This is a genomic window from Methylocella sp. (assembly GCF_044226135.1).
Classification (GTDB): Bacteria; Pseudomonadota; Alphaproteobacteria; order Rhizobiales; family Beijerinckiaceae; genus Methylocapsa.
The window spans coordinates 10,716-27,799 of the sequence record NZ_JBGAHM010000022.1 but is presented as its reverse complement, the minus strand read 5'-3'; the positions used below and the strand labels follow the sequence as shown (position 1 = coordinate 27,799).

The following is a 17,084-nucleotide window of genomic DNA, read 5'->3' as shown; positions in this document are numbered from 1 at the left end:
TGACTTCGAGGTCTTGGCTATGAAAGTAAATTATGTAAAGAATATTTTGTTGACGATTCTTCTTTCGGTCATGCTTTCCGGATGCATCTCGTCAAAAACGCCGCTCATAACGGAGGTCGATGCAGTCACGCCCTTGCCAGACGCATTTGTCTTGGCGGAAATCGACACATCTGGGAAATTTGTTGTTCGTAAATCTAAAGTTGAAACCTTTAACGTTTCTCGGAATAACAAAACTTATTTGCTAAAAGACACTGGTTCCGTAAGGTTTTATCCTTACAGGAAAAATATGAATACGTTTATCGCGCAATTGGATTATGGGTTTATAACCGAATATGGTATTGTAAATATTATTCAAAAAGAATTGATCGTTTCGATCACGGCGAATATGGCCGAACTGAAGTCTGCTAATATCAAATTTGAGGAAGGCGCCGTCGGGCCCCTGTTTTCCGATAAAGCTCAGCTTATCGCCGCAGGGGATATTCTGGTTGCGCATTTTGAAGCGATTCGGCGGTTCAAAATCATAACAAATGATAATGACCGCCTGGAGCTTCAACGTTTTATCGCTGCTCAAGAACAAGCCGGGACAGGGTCGCAGCCAGCGCCGGCCAGCAGCTTCACGACTAGCGGTTATACAGATCCCGAATTGATGCGAGAGATTTACGAGCATGATTTTCAAGGCGCTCCGGCACCGGTTTATGCTCAGGAACTGATGTCGGCGTTCTTTAATGAGGACGGATGTCGTCAACTCATCAATCGGACGTCCTTCGCCAAAATTTCAGCTATCGCCGCTCAACGCGTCGCGCACGACATCGTCTTGGGCGATCGTTCTCTTACGACGCGGTCGCCGCGTCCCGGGGCATGGGGCGAGTTTTTTGCCCAAGGCTGGAATCAGGGCGCTGGAGCGATGAATCAAGCTACTCAATTCACTAAGCGCGCCGATGATGACGCTGTGCTGCTCTACACGCGATATGGCTGCCAATCGCCTGTTTTAAAAAAGTTTTTCGATAATTTGAGCGCCTGGATCGACGCGCTTTAGGCTGCTCCCGGCAATAAGTTGACGAGTCTAGGCAGGATCGTTCGGGCGAGCTTTGGGGGATTGCCGTGTCGATAGGGGCCGCAGTCGCACCCCTGCGAGGCGCAGGCATGCAATTAGAGCGAGGCCGTAGATGGAGGCGCCGCCAAACGTCATAAGCGTCAGAGTCGCCTCCCCGGAAAAGCGCCCTGCGCCCTGAGCGAGATGCGTGACGGGCGCGCGCGCGGAGAGCGCAAAGATGACGAGAACGGCGGAGCCTGCGGCGACGCAGGCGGCGACCTTCATAAACTGCGCGTCGAGCTTCATCAGTCCGCGCCGCATGGCGAAGATTGCGATCAGGATGAGATTGATCCAGGCGCCGGCCGAGGTCGCCGTCGCGAGGCCCGGCGCGCCGAGCGGCGTGAACAAGACGACCTTCAGCGCGACATTGCCCGCGACCGCGACGAGGGCGGCGATCATCGGCGTCGTGGTGTCGCCCGCGGCCTGGAAGCTCGGCACCGCCGAGCGCAGGAGCACCACCGCGAGAATGCCGAGCCCATAGGCCGCGAGCACGGCGGCCGACGCCTGCGCCGCCTCCGGCGTGAAGGCGCCGCGCAGGAACACGCCGCGCATGATGAGGTCGGGGATCGCCAGGAAGGCCACGAAGAACGGGGCGGTCAGGATCAGCGAGATGGCGAAGGTGCGGTTCTGGGCCGAGATCGCGGCCTCGGGCCGTCCGGCGGCGACGAGGCGGCTCATCTGCGGCAGCAGCACCGTGCCCGCCGCAATGCCGATGACCCCGAGCGGAAGCTGATAGATGCGGTCGGCGTAATAGATCGAGGAGGGGCCGCCCGTCGGCAGCATCGAGCCGATGATGGTGTCGGCGAACAGCGCGATCTGCACGCCGGCCGAGCCGATCACGGCCGGGCCCAGCATGGCGAGGAAGCGCCGCATGTCGGCGCTCCAGCGCGGCCAGGCGAAAATCTCCAGAATTCCGGCGCGCCAGGCGGCGAACGAGGTGAGCGCGAGCTGCATCGCGCCCGACGCCATGAGGCCCCAGGCGGCCGCCGCGCCGGCGTTCGGAAACAGGAAGGCGACCGTCAGGAAGGCGATGATCGACAGGTTCATCAGCACCGGCGCGAAGGCCGCCGCCACGAATCGCCCATGCGCGTTGAGCGCGCCGGACTGCAGCGTGACGAGCGTGACGAACAGCAGATAGGGGAAGGTTATGCGCGTCAGCGCCTCGGTCAGCGCGAATTTTTCGGGCTCGTCGCGAAAGCCCGGCGCGAGCAGGTCGATCAGCGTCGGCGTGAACAGCAGCGCCAGCGCGAGCAGGATCAGCTGAATGACGAGCAGCCCGACGAAGATCTGTCCCGAGAACCGCCGCGCCGTGTCGAGCCCCTCGCCCTGCAGCGCGCGCGAATAGGTCGGCACGAAGGCCGCGTTCCAGGCGCCCTCGCCGAAGACGGCGCGGAAATGGTTCGGCAGGCGCTGCGCCACCACGAAAGCGTCGGCGATGAGGCCCGCGCCCAGCACCGCGCCGAGCATGACGTCGCGCAGAAAGCCCGCGGCGCGCGACAGAAGCGTCAGGCCGCCGACCGAGAGCAGGTTCTTGTACATGCGCGCCGGCTCAGGCCACGTCCGGGCGCGGCGCGGCGGCGTCGGCCGGGCGGCGGACCGAGACGGCGTCGCCGCGCGCGTCGAGCCCGATCCGCTCCTCGATCAGATAGAGCGGCCGGCGCTTCACCTCGGCGAAGATGCGCCCGACATATTCGCCGAGCACGCCGAGCGAGACGAGCTGCACGCCCGAGAAGAAGGCGAGCGACACCATGAGCGAGGCGTAGCCCGGCACGTCCACGCCGAAAATGAGGGTGCGCAAAAGGTAAAATGACGCCATCGCCATCGCGAAGGCCGAGACGATGAGCCCGGCGTAGGTCCAGATGCGCAGCGGCGCGGTGGTGAACGACATGATGCCGTCGAGCGCGAAATGGACGAGCTTGCGATAGCTGAACTTCGACTGGCCGGCCGCGCGCGCGCCGACCTCGAAGGGGACGCCGACCGACCTGAAGCCGATCCAGGCGTAAAGGCCCTTCGAGAAGCGGGCGTGCTCGCGCATCGTGCGCAGCGCCGCGACCGCCTGGGCGTCGAGCAGACGGAAGTCGCCCGCGCCCTCGGGCAGGTCGGTTTCGCCGATGCGGCCGAAAATATGATAGAAGCGCCGCGTGAGCGCGCGCCGGAGCGGCGTGTCGGCCGAGCGGTCGACGCGCTGGCCATAGACGTTTTGATAGCCCTCGCGCCATTTTTCGACGAAGGCCGGGATCATTTCGGGCGGATGCTGAAGGTCGGCGTCCATGATCACGACGGCCGCGCCGTCGGCGTGGTCGAGGCCGGCCGCGATCGCGATCTCCTTGCCGAAATTGCGGCTGAAGGACAAAAGCCGCAGGCGCGGGTCGCGGTCATGGGCCTTGCGCAGGATTTCGACCGAATCGTCGCGCGAGCCGTCGTTGACGAAGACGATCTCGAAGGACTGGACGCAGCCCTCGAGCGCCGGGACGAGCCGGTCGAGCAGCGGGCGCAGGTTCTGCGCCTCGTTGAAGATCGGCACGACGACGCTGAGCTCGGGCCCGGGTTTGACGTCTGGCTGCATCGGCCGATCCTTCGCGCGCGGCGCCGCAAGGGTCGTCGACGCGGAGGTTGCTCTAGGCTTTGACGTTGAATTGCGCAAGGCTCGGACTAAAATCGGCGTGCAAGGGGCGGGAGGCAGGCCATGGACAGGCGCAGCGGACGGACGCCGGGACGCACGCCGCCACGCACGCTGAGGCCGCGCGTGGCGGTGAGCCTCTGCGCCGATGATTTCGGCCTGTCGGACGGCGTCAACCGCGGCGTGCTCGAGGCGCTCGACGCCGGCCGCCTCAGCGCGACCAGCGCGTTGACGACGCGCCCCGGCTGGCGGCGCGGCGCGGGCGAGCTTCGCCGCTACAGGGCGCGCGCCGACGTCGGGCTGCATCTCAACCTGACGCTCGGGGCGCCGCTGTCGCCGATGCCGGGCTTCGCGCCCTCGGGCGTCATGCCCGAGGTGTCGCGCGTGCTCGGCGCGGCGCGCCGGCGCGAATTGCCCGAGCGCGAGATCCGCCGCGAGATCGCCCGCCAGCTCGACGCCTTCGTCGACGCGTTCGACGCGCCGCCCGATTTCGTCGACGGCCATCAGCATGTGCAGATCCTGCCGCAGGTGCGCGGCTGGCTGCTCGACGAGCTCGACCGGCGCAGCCTCAATGGCCGGATCTGGCTGCGCGACAGCGCCGATCAGGCCCAGCGCATCCTGCGCCGCGGCGGCGAGCTGAAGAAGGCCTTCGGCATCGCCTTTCTGGCGGCGGGGTTCGCGCGCGAGGCGACGCGGCGCGGCTTTTCGACCAATCAGGGCTTTTCGGGCTTCTCGCGCTTTGACCCCTGCGGCGACTACGCCGCCGATTTCGCGCGCTATCTGCGCGCGCCCGGACCGCGCCATCTCATCATGTGTCATCCGGGCTATTGCGACGAGGAGCTCGTGCTCGCCGACCCCGTCACCGTGACGCGCGAGCGCGAGCTGAGCTTTATTCTGTCGCCCGCCTTCGCCGAGCTCATGCGGCACGCCGGAGCGCGGCTCGCGCGCATGGCGCCGCCGCGGCCAGAGGCTGCGCTTTCGGCCTCGCGGTCCTGAGGCGCGCATGAAGCCCGCCGGCGCTGCCGCCAAGGGCGTCGCCTTCGTCACCGGGGCGAGCTCCGGGATCGGACGGGCGGTCGCGCTGGCGCTGGCGCGGCGCGGCTGGCGCGTCGCGGCGCTGGCGCGCCGGGCCGAGGCGCTCGCGGCCCTGGCGGCCGAGGCGCCGGGCGTGACCGCCTTTCCGGGCGACGCCTGCGACCGCGCCGGCGTCGCCGCGGCCGTCGCAAAGATCGAGGCGGAGCTTGGCCCGATCACGCTCGCCTTTCTGAATCACGGCGTCTATTTTCCGGCCGAGCGCGAAGACTTCGACGTCGACGTCGCCTGGCGCACCTTTGAAATCAACGTCGGCGGCGTGCTCAACTGCCTCGGCCCGCTGCTTGCGGCCATGCGCGCGCGCCAGAATGGGCGAATCGCGATCACCTCCTCGCTCGCGGCGCTCGGCGGGGTGCCGGGCTCCATGGCCTATGGCGCGAGCAAGGCGGCGCTGACCTATATGGCCGAGGTTCTGCGCATGAGCTGCGCGCGCGACCATATCGAGGTCCAGGTCGTGCATCCGGGCTTTGTGACCACGGCGATGACCGAGCACGCCGATTTCGACATGCCCTTCCTGATGAGCGCGGCGGAGGCCGCTGAAATCATCTGCGACGGCTTTGGGACGGAGCGCTTCGAGATCGTCTTTCCGCGTCGCCTCGCGCTTCTGTTCCGGGCGGCGCGGCTTCTGCCCTATCCGCTCTATTTCGCGGCGATGCGGCGCGCGGCGCGCCGGGCCGACCGCTCAGGGTGAGGCGGTCTTGACGCGCTCGAAGGCCGCGAGCGCCCGCGCGCGCGCCGCGTCATGATCGACGATCGGACGCGGATAGGTCGTCCCCAGCGCCACGCCGGCCTCGCGCAGCGCCGCCTCGGGCGCGCGCCATGGCCGGTGGATCCATCTGGCGGAGAGCTTTTCGAGCTCCACAACGTGGCGGCGCACATAATCGCCCTGCGGATCGAATTTTTCGCCCTGCAGCACGGGGTTGAAAATGCGGAAATAGGGCGCGGCGTCGGCCCCGCAGCCCGCGACCCATTGCCAGTTCATGGGATTGTTCGCGGGGTCGGCGTCGCACAGCGTGTCCCAGAACCAGGCCTCGCCGCGCCGCCAGTCGATCAGCAGGTGCTTGACGAGAAAGGACGCCGCGACGAGCCGGGCGCGATTGTGCATGTAGCCTGTCGTCCAGAGTTCGCGCATGGCCGCGTCGACCAGCGGATAGCCGGTGAGCCCCTGCGTCCAGGCCCTGAAGTCGGCGTCCGCGTCGCGCCAGCCCATGGCGTCGAAACGCCGCTGGAGATTTTCCTGGGCGGCGTGCGGATGATTGAACAGCAGATGATAGTCGAACTCGCGCCAGCCGAGCTCGCCCCTGAATTTCGCCGCGCCCGCGCCGGCCTGCCCACAAAGCGCATGAAGGATCTGGCGCGGCCCGATCTCGCCGAAGGCGAGATGCGGCGAGAGGCGCGAGACGGCGTCTTCGTCCGCCGGCGGGTCGCGCGCGAGGGCGTAGCGCGCGAGGCCATGCGCCAGAAAGCTGTCGAGCCGTTTGCGCGCGCCGGCCTCGCCGGGGCGCCAGGCCGAGCGCAGCCCGCCCGCCCAGTCGGGCCTTGCGGGCCTGAGCCGCAGCGCCTCGAGCGTCACGGGCGCGGGGCCGTCCTTTGGCGCGGGCGCGGCCGGCAGGCGCGTTGGCGCAATGAGCGGCGCGCCCGGCGCCTGCGCCGCGAGCGCGGCGCGCTGGAACGCCGAATAGACCGAAAAAGGCGAGCCGTCGGCTTTGCCGATCTCCCAGGGCTCATGCGCGAGGCGGGCGTTGAAGCTTTCCGCGACGACGCCCTTCGCGCGCAGCGCCGCCTTGATCCGCGCGTCGATCTCCCGTTCGGCGAGGCCGTAGCGGCGCGACCAGTAGACGCCGTTTGCGCCCGCGGCCGCGGCCAGCGCGGGGATGACCGCTTCGGCCTCGCCGCGATAGAGATCGAGTCGTCCGCCGCGCCGCGCCATGTCCTTTGCCAGCGCCTCAAGCGACCCGTGCAGCCACCAGCGCGCGGCGCCGCCTTGCGGGCGAAGCGGCGGCTTCGCGTCCTCCAGCACATAGGCGCAGAGCAGGCGGCCGCCGCGCTCCAGCGCCGCGGCGAGCGCGGGATTGTCGGAAAGGCGCAGGTCCTCGCGCAGCCAGAGAAGCGAGACGTCTTGATCGGCTGGCGCGGCCATGGGCGGGTCCTTCACGATTTGGCGACGCTTTAACGGACGCGCGCCGCGCGGGTTCGCCGGCGCGCGCTTGCGCCTGCGCAGTCGATGCAATAAGCGAAATTTTTGAAAAGAAGGCGCGCGTCCATGGTCGAAGATCAGCTCCACGAAACCATCGTCCGGCGCCATGACAAGGTGCTGATCGTCGATTTCGGCTCGCAGGTCACGCAGCTCATCGCCCGCCGCGTGCGCGAGGCCGGCGTCTATTGCGAAATCGCGCCGTTCCAGTCGGCCGAGAAGGCCTTCGCCGAGCTTGCGCCGAGGGCGGTCATTCTCTCGGGCGGCCCGAACTCGGTGCTCGACGAAGGCTCGCCGCGCGCGCCGCAGGCGCTGTTTGCGGCGGGCGTGCCGGTGCTTGGCATCTGCTATGGCGAGCAGACCATGGCGCGCCAGCTCGGCGGCGAGGTGGTGGCGGGGTCAAGCCACAGCCGCGAATTCGGCCGCGCCGAGGTCGAGATCGTCGCGGACAGCCCGCTGTTCGACGGCGTGTGGGAGCAGGGCAAAACCTACCCCGTGTGGATGAGCCACGGCGACGCGGTGAGCGTGCTGCCGGCCGATTTCGCGGTGATCGCCGCTTCGCCGAACGCGCCCTTCGCGGCGATCGCCGACGAGGCGCGCAGGTTTTACGGCGTGCAGTTCCATCTCGAGGTCGCGCACACGCCCGACGGCGCGAAGATCATCTCGAATTTCGTGCGCAAGGTCGCGGGGCTGAAGGCGGACTGGACCATGGGCGCCTTCCGCGGGGAGGCGATCGCCGCGATTCGCGCGCAGGTCGGCGACGGCCGGGTGTTGTGCGGTCTCTCCGGCGGCGTCGATTCGGCTGTTGCGGCGGTGTTGATCTTCGAGGCGATCGGCGACCGCCTGACCTGCGTCTTCGTCGACCACGGCCTGTTGCGTCAGGGCGAGGCGAAGGAGGTGGTGGAGCTGTTTCGCGGACACTACAACATCCCGCTGCATCATGTGGAGGCGGCCGACCTGTTCCTCGGCGCCCTGACCGGAATCAAGGACCCCGAAGAAAAGCGCAAGATCATCGGCCGCCTGTTCATCTCGTGCTTCGAGGCGGAGGCGAGGAAGATCGCCGACGACGGCCGCGGCGCGCCGGAGTTTCTGGCGCAGGGCACGCTCTACCCGGACGTGATCGAGAGCGTGTCCTTTTCGGGCGGGCCGTCGGTCACCATCAAGTCGCACCACAATGTCGGCGGCCTGCCCGAGCGCATGAACATGAAGCTCGTCGAACCCTTGCGCGAACTGTTCAAGGACGAAGTGCGCGCGCTGGGGCGCGAACTCGGCCTGCCGGAGGCGTTCGTCGGCCGTCATCCCTTCCCGGGCCCAGGGCTCGCCATCCGGCTGCCCGGCGGCGTGACGCCCGAGAAGCTCGAGATCCTGCGCCAGGCCGACGCGATCTATCTCGACGAGATCCGCAAGGCCGGGCTCTACGACGAGATCTGGCAGGCGTTCGCGGTGTTGCTTCCGGTGCAGACGGTCGGCGTGATGGGCGACGGGCGAACATATGAATTCGTCTGCGCCCTGCGCGCGGTGACCTCGGTCGACGGCATGACGGCCGATTTCTACCCCTTCGGCATGGGCTTCCTCGGCAAGGCCGCGACGCGCATCGTCAATGAAGTGAAAGGCGTCAACCGCGTCGTCTACGACGTGACCTCGAAGCCGCCAGGCACGATCGAGTGGGAATAATTTTTGCCCCTCCGAGCGTATCCGAAAATACGCTAGAGCGCGATCTAACGCACTGAAAAAATAAATAATATGTCCAGAACCTATCGGTGTCTATCGGTGGGCAAGGATCGCGTTTGCCGTCCTCATCGACGGGCCTGGCCCCCATTGATCATCCGCAAAAACGAAAGTACCGTCACAGCGAATGAGGCTGATGACGGTACTTTTTTCGACATATTGCGCTGAAAATAAAAGATTATTTCCGCCAAAAGCCTCCCAAAAACGCCTGACGGTACTTTTCCGCGAGGAGGCCCCAAATGTTGACCGATGCGGCACTCAAGTGACTGAAACCAAAAGCCAAAATGTACAAGGTAACAGATCGTGACGGCATGTATGTCCGCGTCGCGCCGTCGGGCGGTATCTCGTTCCGGCTCGACTGCCGGCTGAACGGCAGGCGAGAGACCGTCCATCTTGGCAAGTACGCCCGAGATGGGATTTCGCTCGCCCGGGCCCGTGAGCTCTGCATCGATGCGCGCCGGGCGATCGCTGAAGGGCGTTCCCCCGCGATCGAAAAGCAGCGCGAGAAGCGCCGCATTAAGGAGGCCAAGAGCTTCGGTGAATTTGGCGAAAAATGGCTGACGGCATCCGCGATGGCTGACAGCACGCGGGCCATGCGCCGCTCGATCTTCGAGCGGGAGCTGAGGCCCGTCTGGCGCAACCGCTTGCTGAGCGAGATCACTCCTGATGTGCGTGCTCTTTGCGCCAAGATTGTTGAGCGAGGCGCTCCGGCGACGGCAATCCACGTCAGAGACATTTTGAAGCAAATTTACGGCTACGCCATTCTCCACGGCGAGAAGATCGCAAATCCGGCCGCTGACGTTGGCCCCGCTTCGATCGCCACCTTCGCTCCCAAGGATCGCGCACTCACGCCGACTGAAATCCGCATCATGCTCAAGCAGCTCGAAAACGTGGCGACCTTGCCAACGATCCGCCTCGGCATGAAGCTCTACCTGTTGACCATGGTCCGAAAGAGCGAGTTGCAGGACGCCGTCTGGGACGAGGTCGATTTCGAGAATGCGGTCTGGACGATTCCGAAGGAGCGCATGAAGCGATCGAAGCCGCACAATGTCTACCTGTGCCGACAAACACTCGACATCATGATCGCGCTCAAGACCTGCGCCAGAAACTCAAGGTATCTGCTTCCGTCACGCTACGATGCGGATGCGCCGATGTCGCGTGCAACCTTCAACCGCGTCACCTACGCGGTCGTCGAACAGGCGAAGAAGCAAGGTCTCCCGCTGGAGCCGTTTACCGTTCACGACCTTCGCCGCACAGGATCGACGCTGCTCAACGAGATGGGCTTTAACCGCGACTGGATCGAGAAGTGCCTGGCACACGAAGACGGCCGCTCATCGCGAGGGGTCTACAATAAGGCCGAATACGAGGTCCAGCGTCGTCATATGATGCAGGAATGGGCCGATGTGGTGGATGCATGGGCAGAGGGCCGCAAGTACACGCCTACAGTCCTGCCGCCGGCTATGCCCCTTGTAGCGCTCGATCCCGCCCTTTGACAGGCCGGGACTTGCGTTGGGTAACGTCTGGATGCTTGGCACGAAAAACTGGCTTAGGGTCTGGACCCATAAAATGGTTGGCGTGATCAGCGGTTTGTGATTCACGGCTTCCGAAAGGAAGCGCCGATGAATCGGGATCAGTTCTGGCTGACGGACGAACAATTTTCAAAGATCGAGCCGCATCTGCCGACAAACACGCGCGGCAAGCGGCGGGTGGATGATCGCCGCGTGATCAGCGGATCGTTCAAGTTCTGAAATCTGGCGGTCGATGGATCGACGCCGCAGAATATGGACCGAGGAAGACGCTCTACAATCCGCTTCGTCCGATGGGCGGAAAAAGGCGTGTGGACGGCCTTGTTTCAAGCTCTTGCGCAAGCGGGCGGGCCACCGGCCGAGGTTCTGATCGACAGTTCGGCGGTCAAGGCGCATCAGCTCGGCCGCAGGCGGTAAAGGGGGAGAAAATCAGGCGGTTGGTCGCTCGCGGGTGGGCGAACGACGAAAATCCACGCGCTGACCGATGCCCTGTGTCGCCCGCTGGCGTTCATACTGAGCGGCGGGCATGTCGCCGATTGCACCGCTGGCGCGGCGTTGCTCACACAGCTTCCCGTCTGCGACATTCTCCACGCCGACAAAGGTTATGACGCCAACGCCATCCGCCGCCAGGTCGAGGATCGCGGCGCGATGCCGAACATCCCACCCAAGGCCAACCGGAAATGGAAAAACTGCTTTTCGCCAGTCCTTTACCGAAACCGGAACGCCATCGAGCGGATGTTCTGCCGGTTGAAGGACTTTCGGCGCGTCGCAACGCGGTACGACAGAAGCGCCGCGAATTTCCTCGCCGCCGTCCACATCGCTGCGACTGTCAGCTACTGGTTATGAGTCTGGACCCTAGGGCGGGAAAAATATTAGAGGGGGAGTGACGAGGCGTAGAGAAAGGCAGGTCTGGGATAGATAAGGATAGTGGCGGCGGCGAGGACCAACCGTGTGTTCTCGATAGTCGTTGAAAGTCCCGGCGTCCACAGCATCGTCGCCCGTCATGATGAAAGATCTCGCACCGCTACATCATCCTCTCTCGAAGGTTGAACAGGACCACAAGGGTTCCCGAAACCATCAGAATTACGATCAGCGTTGAGAACAGTATCAGCAGCAGATCGTCGCGCGCCGATCTACGGAGACTGATATGCAGGAAATAGCGAAAGTGAACGACAATCTGGAGGAGCGCTAGCCCGAATACGATGCAGAGGGTCGTCGTTGGAGTAAAACCCCTCCAGTGCACGCTTGCAAATGCCGCACAGGTGAGCGCGAGGGCGAGGGAGTAGCCGGTCACGTAGGAGCGGATCTCATCGCGCCGGCTGTTGTGCGGGCCGCTCAACTGATCAGTCCTTGGAGATAAACCACCGAGAAGATTGCTATCCACACAATATCAAGAAAATGCCAGAACAGGCCGAGCCGCAAGATGTTGATCTTGACGCGTGCATCCAGGCCGAACGTCATCACCTGAACCATCATCACGATGATCCAGACGACGCCGAAAAAGACATGAAGCCCATGCAGAGGCGCCAGGGCGAAGAACGAGGAGAGATATCCGCTGCGGGTCGGATAAGCGCCGTCACTGAACATTGTCCCGAAGTCGTGCAGTTCCATGCCAAGAAAGGTGCTCCCGAGCGCCAGTGTTATGCTCATCCAGCCGAGCAGCTGCCGGCGCGACGCAGAGTGCTTCATCGCGACCGATGCCATCCCGAACGTAAAGCTGCTAGTGAGCAACGCCAGCGTTTCGAAAAAGGCGGGAAGAAGCTTGTATTCGCTCGACGGGGTCGGTCCGCCGGCAGTGGCCGGCAACATAACGCCGTAGGTGGCGAACAGCAGCGCGAACAGCACGGCGTCGCTCATCAGGAAAACCCAGAATCCGAACACGTCTCTTTCCGCTCGCTCGTGCGTCAGCACGTCGGTTGCGCCGAGATTAAGGCCCGCATGCCTGATCTCGTTGGAGCTCATCTCGAAACCTCGGCCAGACCTTGATTGGCCGAAGCCATCTCTCTCTCGCGTGGTATTGGCGTCGCGCGGGCCACGGCGCCCAACCAGCGCTGCTCGGCGCGCTCGATCTCGCTCGCCGGAATGATACGGCGCGTCTCGCGGGCGACGCTGCGCGCAATGACTGCGACGATGACCGCCAGAAGCCCGATAACAGCCAGCCACCACATGTGCCACACGAGCCCGAATGCAGTTGCAGCGCCGGCGACCCCGATCACCGGACCAGTCATGCTGTTTCTGGAAAGCTCGATGTCTTGGTAGGAAGCCGGCGGCGCATAGGCGGTGCGCCGCCGCTTGCTATCGAAAAACGGATCGCGACTGTGGACTGACGGAATGACGGCGAAGTTGTATTCCGGCGGCGGCGCGGAGGTTGACCATTCGAGCCCGCGACCGTCCCAGGGGTCGCCGGCGAAGACGCCGTTGGCGTGACGCTCGCGAACGCTGACCCAGAGCTGTACAACCAGCGCGGCAAGCGCGGCGAACAGAATCAGCGCGCCGACGCCAGCGACATAGAGCCATGGCCGAAATATAGGATCGAACATCCCTTCTGTCCGGCGGGCCACGCCCGCCGCGCCCAGGACATAGAGCGGCATGAACGCAAGGTAAAATCCGACCACCCAGCAGCCGAAGGAGATGCGCCCCCATTTCTCGTTGAGGCGGAAGCCGAACGCCTTTGGAAACCAGTAGTGGTAGCCCGCTAGCATTCCGTAGAGCAGTCCCGGAATCAGCATGTTATGGAAATGCGCAACCAGGAACAGGGTATTGTGAACCAGGTAGTCGAGGGGCGGAAAGGCGAGCATGATTCCGGTGAGGCCGCCCAGCACGAAGGTCATCATGAAAGCGAGCGAGTAGAGCATTGGCGCCGTGAATCGCACCTCGCCGCGATACATCGTCCATATCCAATCGTAGATCTTGACGCCCGTCGGTACGCCAATCGTCATCGTCGCGATGCCGAACGCGGCGTTGATGTCGGCATTCTGGCCCATGGTGAAGAAATGGTGGACCCACACCGTGAACGACAACACAGCGATGACCGCGGTCGCAATGACAAGCGAGGTGTAGCCATAGAGCTCCTTGCTGGAGAAGGTGGAGACGACCTCTGAATAGACGCCAAACGCGGGCAGGATCAGGATGTAGACCTCCGGGTGGCCAAACAGCCAGAACAGATTGGCGTAGTTCATCATGTTGCCGCCGAGGTCGTTCGTGAAAAAATGGAATCCCAGATAGCGATCCAGGGCGAGCAGCGCGGTTGCGACGGTTAGCGGCGGCATCGCGAAGATCATCAGGACGCTGGCGCACAGCGCCGTCCACACAAACAGCGGCATCCGCATCAGGCGCATGCCGGGGCAGCGCATCTTGTAAATTGTGACGACGAAATTAATCCCTGTGAGCGTTGATCCGATCGAGCCCAGCGTCACGGCCCAGATCCAGTAGTCGGTCCCCACGCCGGGGCTGAAGGCCATCTCGGTATAAGGTGGATAGCCGCTCCAGCCGCCGGTGGAGAACTCGCCGATGACGAGCGACCCCATCATCAAGCCGGCGGCGCCGCCCGTCAGCCACAGGCTGATGGAGTTCAGCAACGGGAAAGCGACATCACGGCTGCCTATTTGAAGGGGCATGACGTAATTGATCAGGCCGACAAGGAAAGGCATCGCCATGAAGAAGATCATGATGCTGCCGTGCGTGCTGAACAGTTGCGCGAAATGTTCAGGCGACAGGAAGCCGGGAGACTGGATGGCCGCCGCCTGCTGCATTCGCATCAGCACCGCCTCGATTAGCGCACGGCTGAGCATCACGAAAGCCAGCAGGATGTACATGACGCCGATTTTCTTGTGATCCACGCTGGTGAGCCATTCGGCCCAGAGATAGCGCCATTTGCCGAGGCCCGTGATCAGCACAATGACGAAGACGGCTCCGATGATAACGATCGACCCCGCGCCTGCGCCGATGACCTCGCTGGCGGCCGGGTGTTCCCACGCGCGCACGAATGGCAGTTCGTTCCACACAAAGCGGCCCAGCACCGCGGGCCAGACGCCTTGTGTCATCGCCCGGGCTCCGTGGATTTGGCGAGGATCGTCTGGAATAGATGTTGCGGGACCGACGAAAACTCGACCGGCCCTGACGGCGACGATTTTTGGAACAGCCCGGCATAGGCATTGGGATCGAGCGGATGCGAGGATGCACGCACGCTGGCCGCCCAGTGGTCGAAATCGGCGGGAGAAAGCGCGGTCACGATGAATTTCTGGTTCTGAAAGCCCTCGCCGTTGAACTGGGTGTTCCCCCCGCGATAGGCGCCCGGTTGATCAACAGCAAGATTGAGTTGGGTCGTCATCCCGGCCATCGCATAGATCTGGCCGGCAAGCTGCGGGATCAGCAGCGCCTGCATCACCGTGCCGCTCGTCAGGCTGATGTGGATCGGCCGGTCGACGGGCAGCGCCAATCGGTTAATGGTCGCAACGCCCTCGTCGGGGTAGATGAACAGCCATTTCCAGTCGAACGCCACCGCCTGCACGTGAAGCGCCGGCCGGTCTGATTCGATCGGCCTATACGGATCGAGCATGTGGGTATAATTCCACAGCAATATGCCGAGGCCGATGACGATTCCAGTCGGCGGTATCCAGATGAAACCTTCGAGCGTCCAGGAAAAATTCCAATTCGGCCGGAATGCGTGATGCTTGTTGGACAGCCGATAGTGCCAGGCCATCAGCGGCGTCAGCAGAAAAACCGGTCCGGCGACGAAGACAAGCACAATTCCCACGATGACACAGAGACGCCACTGGCTCGCGGCGATCGGACCGGCGTGGTTCATAACGCCGCGCTCCAGCACGTCGCATCCGCTAAGGAGAACCAGCAGCGGCATAAGGCAAAAGACACGCAAGACGCGCGATGTCATCATCCGCCAGCTCGCTGGATCACGGGTCCTGAAAGGAACAACGCGGTGTTGACCAGCCCCAGATGCGTCAACGCCTGAGGGATATTGCCGATCAGGCTACGGTTGTGAACGTCATATTCTTCGCTGAGCAAACCGACATCGTTTGCGACGTCGATCACACGATCGAGCAATGCCGCCGCCTCGTCGTCGCGTCCTTGCATCTTGTAGCAGTCTGCAAGCCAGCACGAACAGGCGAGGAAGACGCCTTCGTCTCGGCCTTCGGGGGTCTTTGGCTTTCGGCGCACGAGGCCGCCGTCCATCAGATCTCGCTCGATCGCCGCGATCGTGCCGGCTATACGCGGATCATCAACAGGAAGGAAGCCAACGAGCGGTAGCAGCAAGAGCGATGCGTCGAGGCTGGTTCCGCCATAGTGCTGCACGAAATGCCCAAGGTCGGCGTTGAAGCCACGTTCGCACAGGGTGTGGTGGATTACCCTGCTCAGATCTTCCAGGCGGGCGAACAAAGCGCGATCGACTTGATTATCGCCGGCATGCGCTGCGAGGAAGCGAGTGACGCCCACCCAGGCCATCACCTGCGAGTAGGTATAGCATTGCGGGTCGGCCCGATGTTCCCAGATATCGGCGCCTGGCTGGTCCCAGATGTTCGCGAGATGGCTGACGATCGCGGTCTCCACCTGCACGACGCGGGGCGTGCGTTCTATTCCGGCCTTAGCCAGCACGTCGAAACTGTCCATCAGTTCGCCAAACACGTCGAGCTGCGTCTGGCCGGCGGCAGCGTTTCCGATACGGACCGGGGTGGCGCCCTGATAGCCAGGCAGCGCCGCCAGGTCCCGTTCCGGCAGCCTCCGTCCGCCATCGATCCGATAGACGATCTGCATCGCCGCGGGCTGGCCTCCGACTGCGCGCAGGATCCAGTCCCGCCAGCGCGTCGCTTCGTGATGGAAGCCGGCGTTGAGCAACGCGGTCAGCGTGAATGTCGAGTCCCGGAGCCAGCAATAGCGGTAATCCCAGTTTGCCGATCCGCCTGGAATTTCCGGCAGTCCAAGCGTGGCGGCGGCGACCATCCCCCCGCTCTCCCGATCGATCAGCATACGCAAGGTGATCAACGAGCGTTTGATAGCCGTATCCCACCGGCCCCTCTGGCCAAAGCGGCTTATCCAACCATTCCACTCCTGCTCGGTGGTCTCGATCGCGGCGTCAACCGTCAAGGGCTCCGGCAGTCGCGCCGTCGCCGGCGAATAAGTTAGGACGAAAGCGATCTTCACACCTTCATCGACTGTGAAGCGGGCGCTGACTGCATCCTCATTGATTATGAGCTCGACGGGAGAATCGAGGACGACACGATCGGGTCCAATCTCAAACATGGCGCCACGTTCGTGATGCTGCGTCCAAGGGGGAATCTGGCCATAGCCGAACCGCAGCCTCAACGACATCGCCATGTGCACTTTGCCCGCGAGGCCTTCCACGATCCGGATGATTGACGAAGGGCGTTCATCCCATGACATGAACTCCGTCACGCGCACATGGCCCGTATCCGCGCGATGGTCGGTTTCAAGAATTGATGTTTCTCCGCGATATCGCCGTGTCGTGTCGCGAACATAATCCGATGGCGAAAGGAGCCAATGGCCGTGACGTTCGTTGCCTAATAGCGCGGCAAAGCAGGCGTCGCTGTCGAAACGGGGCCAACACAGAAAATCGATGGATCCACTCGCGGACACCAGCGCGCATGTACGACCGTCGCCAATGATCGCGTAGTCCTGGATGGGCGATGTCACGAGATCGATCCTTCAATTTCAATCGACAAGCAATGTGGCAGAAATCCTTTGCGTCATCGCGGCAGGGACGAGCCATTGGGAGCGCCAAGCGTTCTAACCGATCGAAATTCGGAGAGACGCCACGTTGAACGCCGGCCGACTGCCCAGGTTCCGCGCTGACGCTCC

13 protein-coding genes and 1 pseudogene are annotated in these 17,084 nt (G+C 63.5%); 6 read left to right on the top strand and 8 right to left on the bottom strand.

From position 1 onward, the window contains the following. Window positions 1-49: 49 nt before the first annotated feature. Window positions 50-1,036 carry a hypothetical protein gene (locus tag ACILRB_RS10535; RefSeq protein ID WP_395666249.1) on the top strand — a complete coding sequence of 329 codons (987 nt, stop codon included), beginning with the start codon at window positions 50-52 and terminating at the stop codon, window positions 1,034-1,036. A gap of 27 nt (window positions 1,037-1,063) precedes the next feature. Here ACILRB_RS10535 and murJ read toward each other — a convergent pair whose 3' ends face one another. Beyond that, window positions 1,064-2,632: a murein biosynthesis integral membrane protein MurJ gene (murJ, locus tag ACILRB_RS10530; RefSeq protein ID WP_395666248.1), complete on the bottom strand. Its 1,569-nt coding sequence runs from the start codon at window positions 2,630-2,632 to the stop codon at window positions 1,064-1,066. Between the two features lie 10 nt (window positions 2,633-2,642). Next, window positions 2,643-3,659, bottom strand: coding sequence for a glycosyltransferase family 2 protein (locus ACILRB_RS10525; protein ID WP_395666247.1), 1,017 nt, complete (start codon window positions 3,657-3,659; stop codon window positions 2,643-2,645). A gap of 120 nt (window positions 3,660-3,779) precedes the next feature. On the opposite strand from ACILRB_RS10525, the gene ACILRB_RS10520 reads away from it, so the two are divergent. Both ACILRB_RS10520 and ACILRB_RS10515 read left to right on the top strand, forming a co-directional pair. Next, complete coding sequence (locus ACILRB_RS10520; protein ID WP_395666246.1) at window positions 3,780-4,709, top strand: ChbG/HpnK family deacetylase; 930 nt, start codon at window positions 3,780-3,782, stop codon at window positions 4,707-4,709. 7 nt (window positions 4,710-4,716) lie between these two features. Continuing rightward, window positions 4,717-5,496, top strand: a complete 780-nt coding sequence (locus tag ACILRB_RS10515; RefSeq protein ID WP_395666245.1) for an SDR family NAD(P)-dependent oxidoreductase — start codon at window positions 4,717-4,719, stop codon at window positions 5,494-5,496. On the opposite strand, the gene ACILRB_RS10510 is transcribed toward ACILRB_RS10515, so the two are convergent. Continuing rightward, a complete protein-coding gene (locus ACILRB_RS10510) occupies window positions 5,488-6,945 on the bottom strand; it encodes a cryptochrome/photolyase family protein (protein ID WP_395666244.1) in 1,458 nt (485 codons plus the stop codon). The genes ACILRB_RS10515 and ACILRB_RS10510 overlap by 9 nt on opposite strands. 123 nt (window positions 6,946-7,068) lie before the next feature. Here ACILRB_RS10510 and guaA point away from each other — a divergent pair, with 123 nt between their 5' ends. The 3 genes and pseudogenes from guaA to ACILRB_RS10495 all read left to right on the top strand — a co-directional run bounded on the left by guaA (window position 7,069) and on the right by ACILRB_RS10495 (window position 11,099). After that, window positions 7,069-8,673 (top strand): glutamine-hydrolyzing GMP synthase, encoded by a 1,605-nt coding sequence (guaA, locus tag ACILRB_RS10505; protein ID WP_395666243.1) that lies wholly within the window; start codon window positions 7,069-7,071, stop codon window positions 8,671-8,673. A gap of 338 nt (window positions 8,674-9,011) precedes the next feature. Further along, window positions 9,012-10,220, top strand: coding sequence for a tyrosine-type recombinase/integrase (locus ACILRB_RS10500; protein ID WP_395666242.1), 1,209 nt, complete (start codon window positions 9,012-9,014; stop codon window positions 10,218-10,220). A gap of 126 nt (window positions 10,221-10,346) precedes the next feature. Further along, window positions 10,347-11,099 (top strand): annotated as a pseudogene (locus ACILRB_RS10495) (IS5 family transposase). Between the two features lie 178 nt (window positions 11,100-11,277). On the opposite strand, the gene ACILRB_RS10490 reads toward ACILRB_RS10495, so the two are convergent. The 5 genes from ACILRB_RS10490 to ACILRB_RS10470 are packed head-to-tail and all read right to left on the bottom strand — an operon-like array spanning window position 11,278 to window position 16,919. Further along, window positions 11,278-11,592, bottom strand: a complete 315-nt coding sequence (locus ACILRB_RS10490; RefSeq protein ID WP_395666241.1) for a cytochrome o ubiquinol/quinol oxidase subunit IV — start codon at window positions 11,590-11,592, stop codon at window positions 11,278-11,280. Continuing rightward, window positions 11,589-12,215 (bottom strand): cytochrome c oxidase subunit 3, encoded by a 627-nt coding sequence (locus ACILRB_RS10485; RefSeq protein ID WP_395666240.1) that lies wholly within the window; start codon window positions 12,213-12,215, stop codon window positions 11,589-11,591. The genes ACILRB_RS10490 and ACILRB_RS10485 overlap by 4 nt, the downstream gene beginning before the upstream one ends. Then, complete coding sequence (locus tag ACILRB_RS10480; protein WP_395666239.1) at window positions 12,212-14,296, bottom strand: cbb3-type cytochrome c oxidase subunit I; 2,085 nt, start codon at window positions 14,294-14,296, stop codon at window positions 12,212-12,214. The genes ACILRB_RS10485 and ACILRB_RS10480 overlap by 4 nt, the downstream gene beginning before the upstream one ends. Further along, window positions 14,293-15,147 (bottom strand): COX aromatic rich motif-containing protein, encoded by an 855-nt coding sequence (locus ACILRB_RS10475; RefSeq protein WP_395666238.1) that lies wholly within the window; start codon window positions 15,145-15,147, stop codon window positions 14,293-14,295. The genes ACILRB_RS10480 and ACILRB_RS10475 overlap by 4 nt, the downstream gene beginning before the upstream one ends. Beyond that, the gene (locus ACILRB_RS10470) at window positions 15,144-16,919 is read right to left on the bottom strand and encodes a glycoside hydrolase family 15 protein (protein WP_395666237.1); all 1,776 of its coding nucleotides are present in this window, start codon (window positions 16,917-16,919) and stop codon (window positions 15,144-15,146) included. The genes ACILRB_RS10475 and ACILRB_RS10470 overlap by 4 nt, the downstream gene beginning before the upstream one ends. Window positions 16,920-17,084 lie beyond the last annotated feature (165 nt).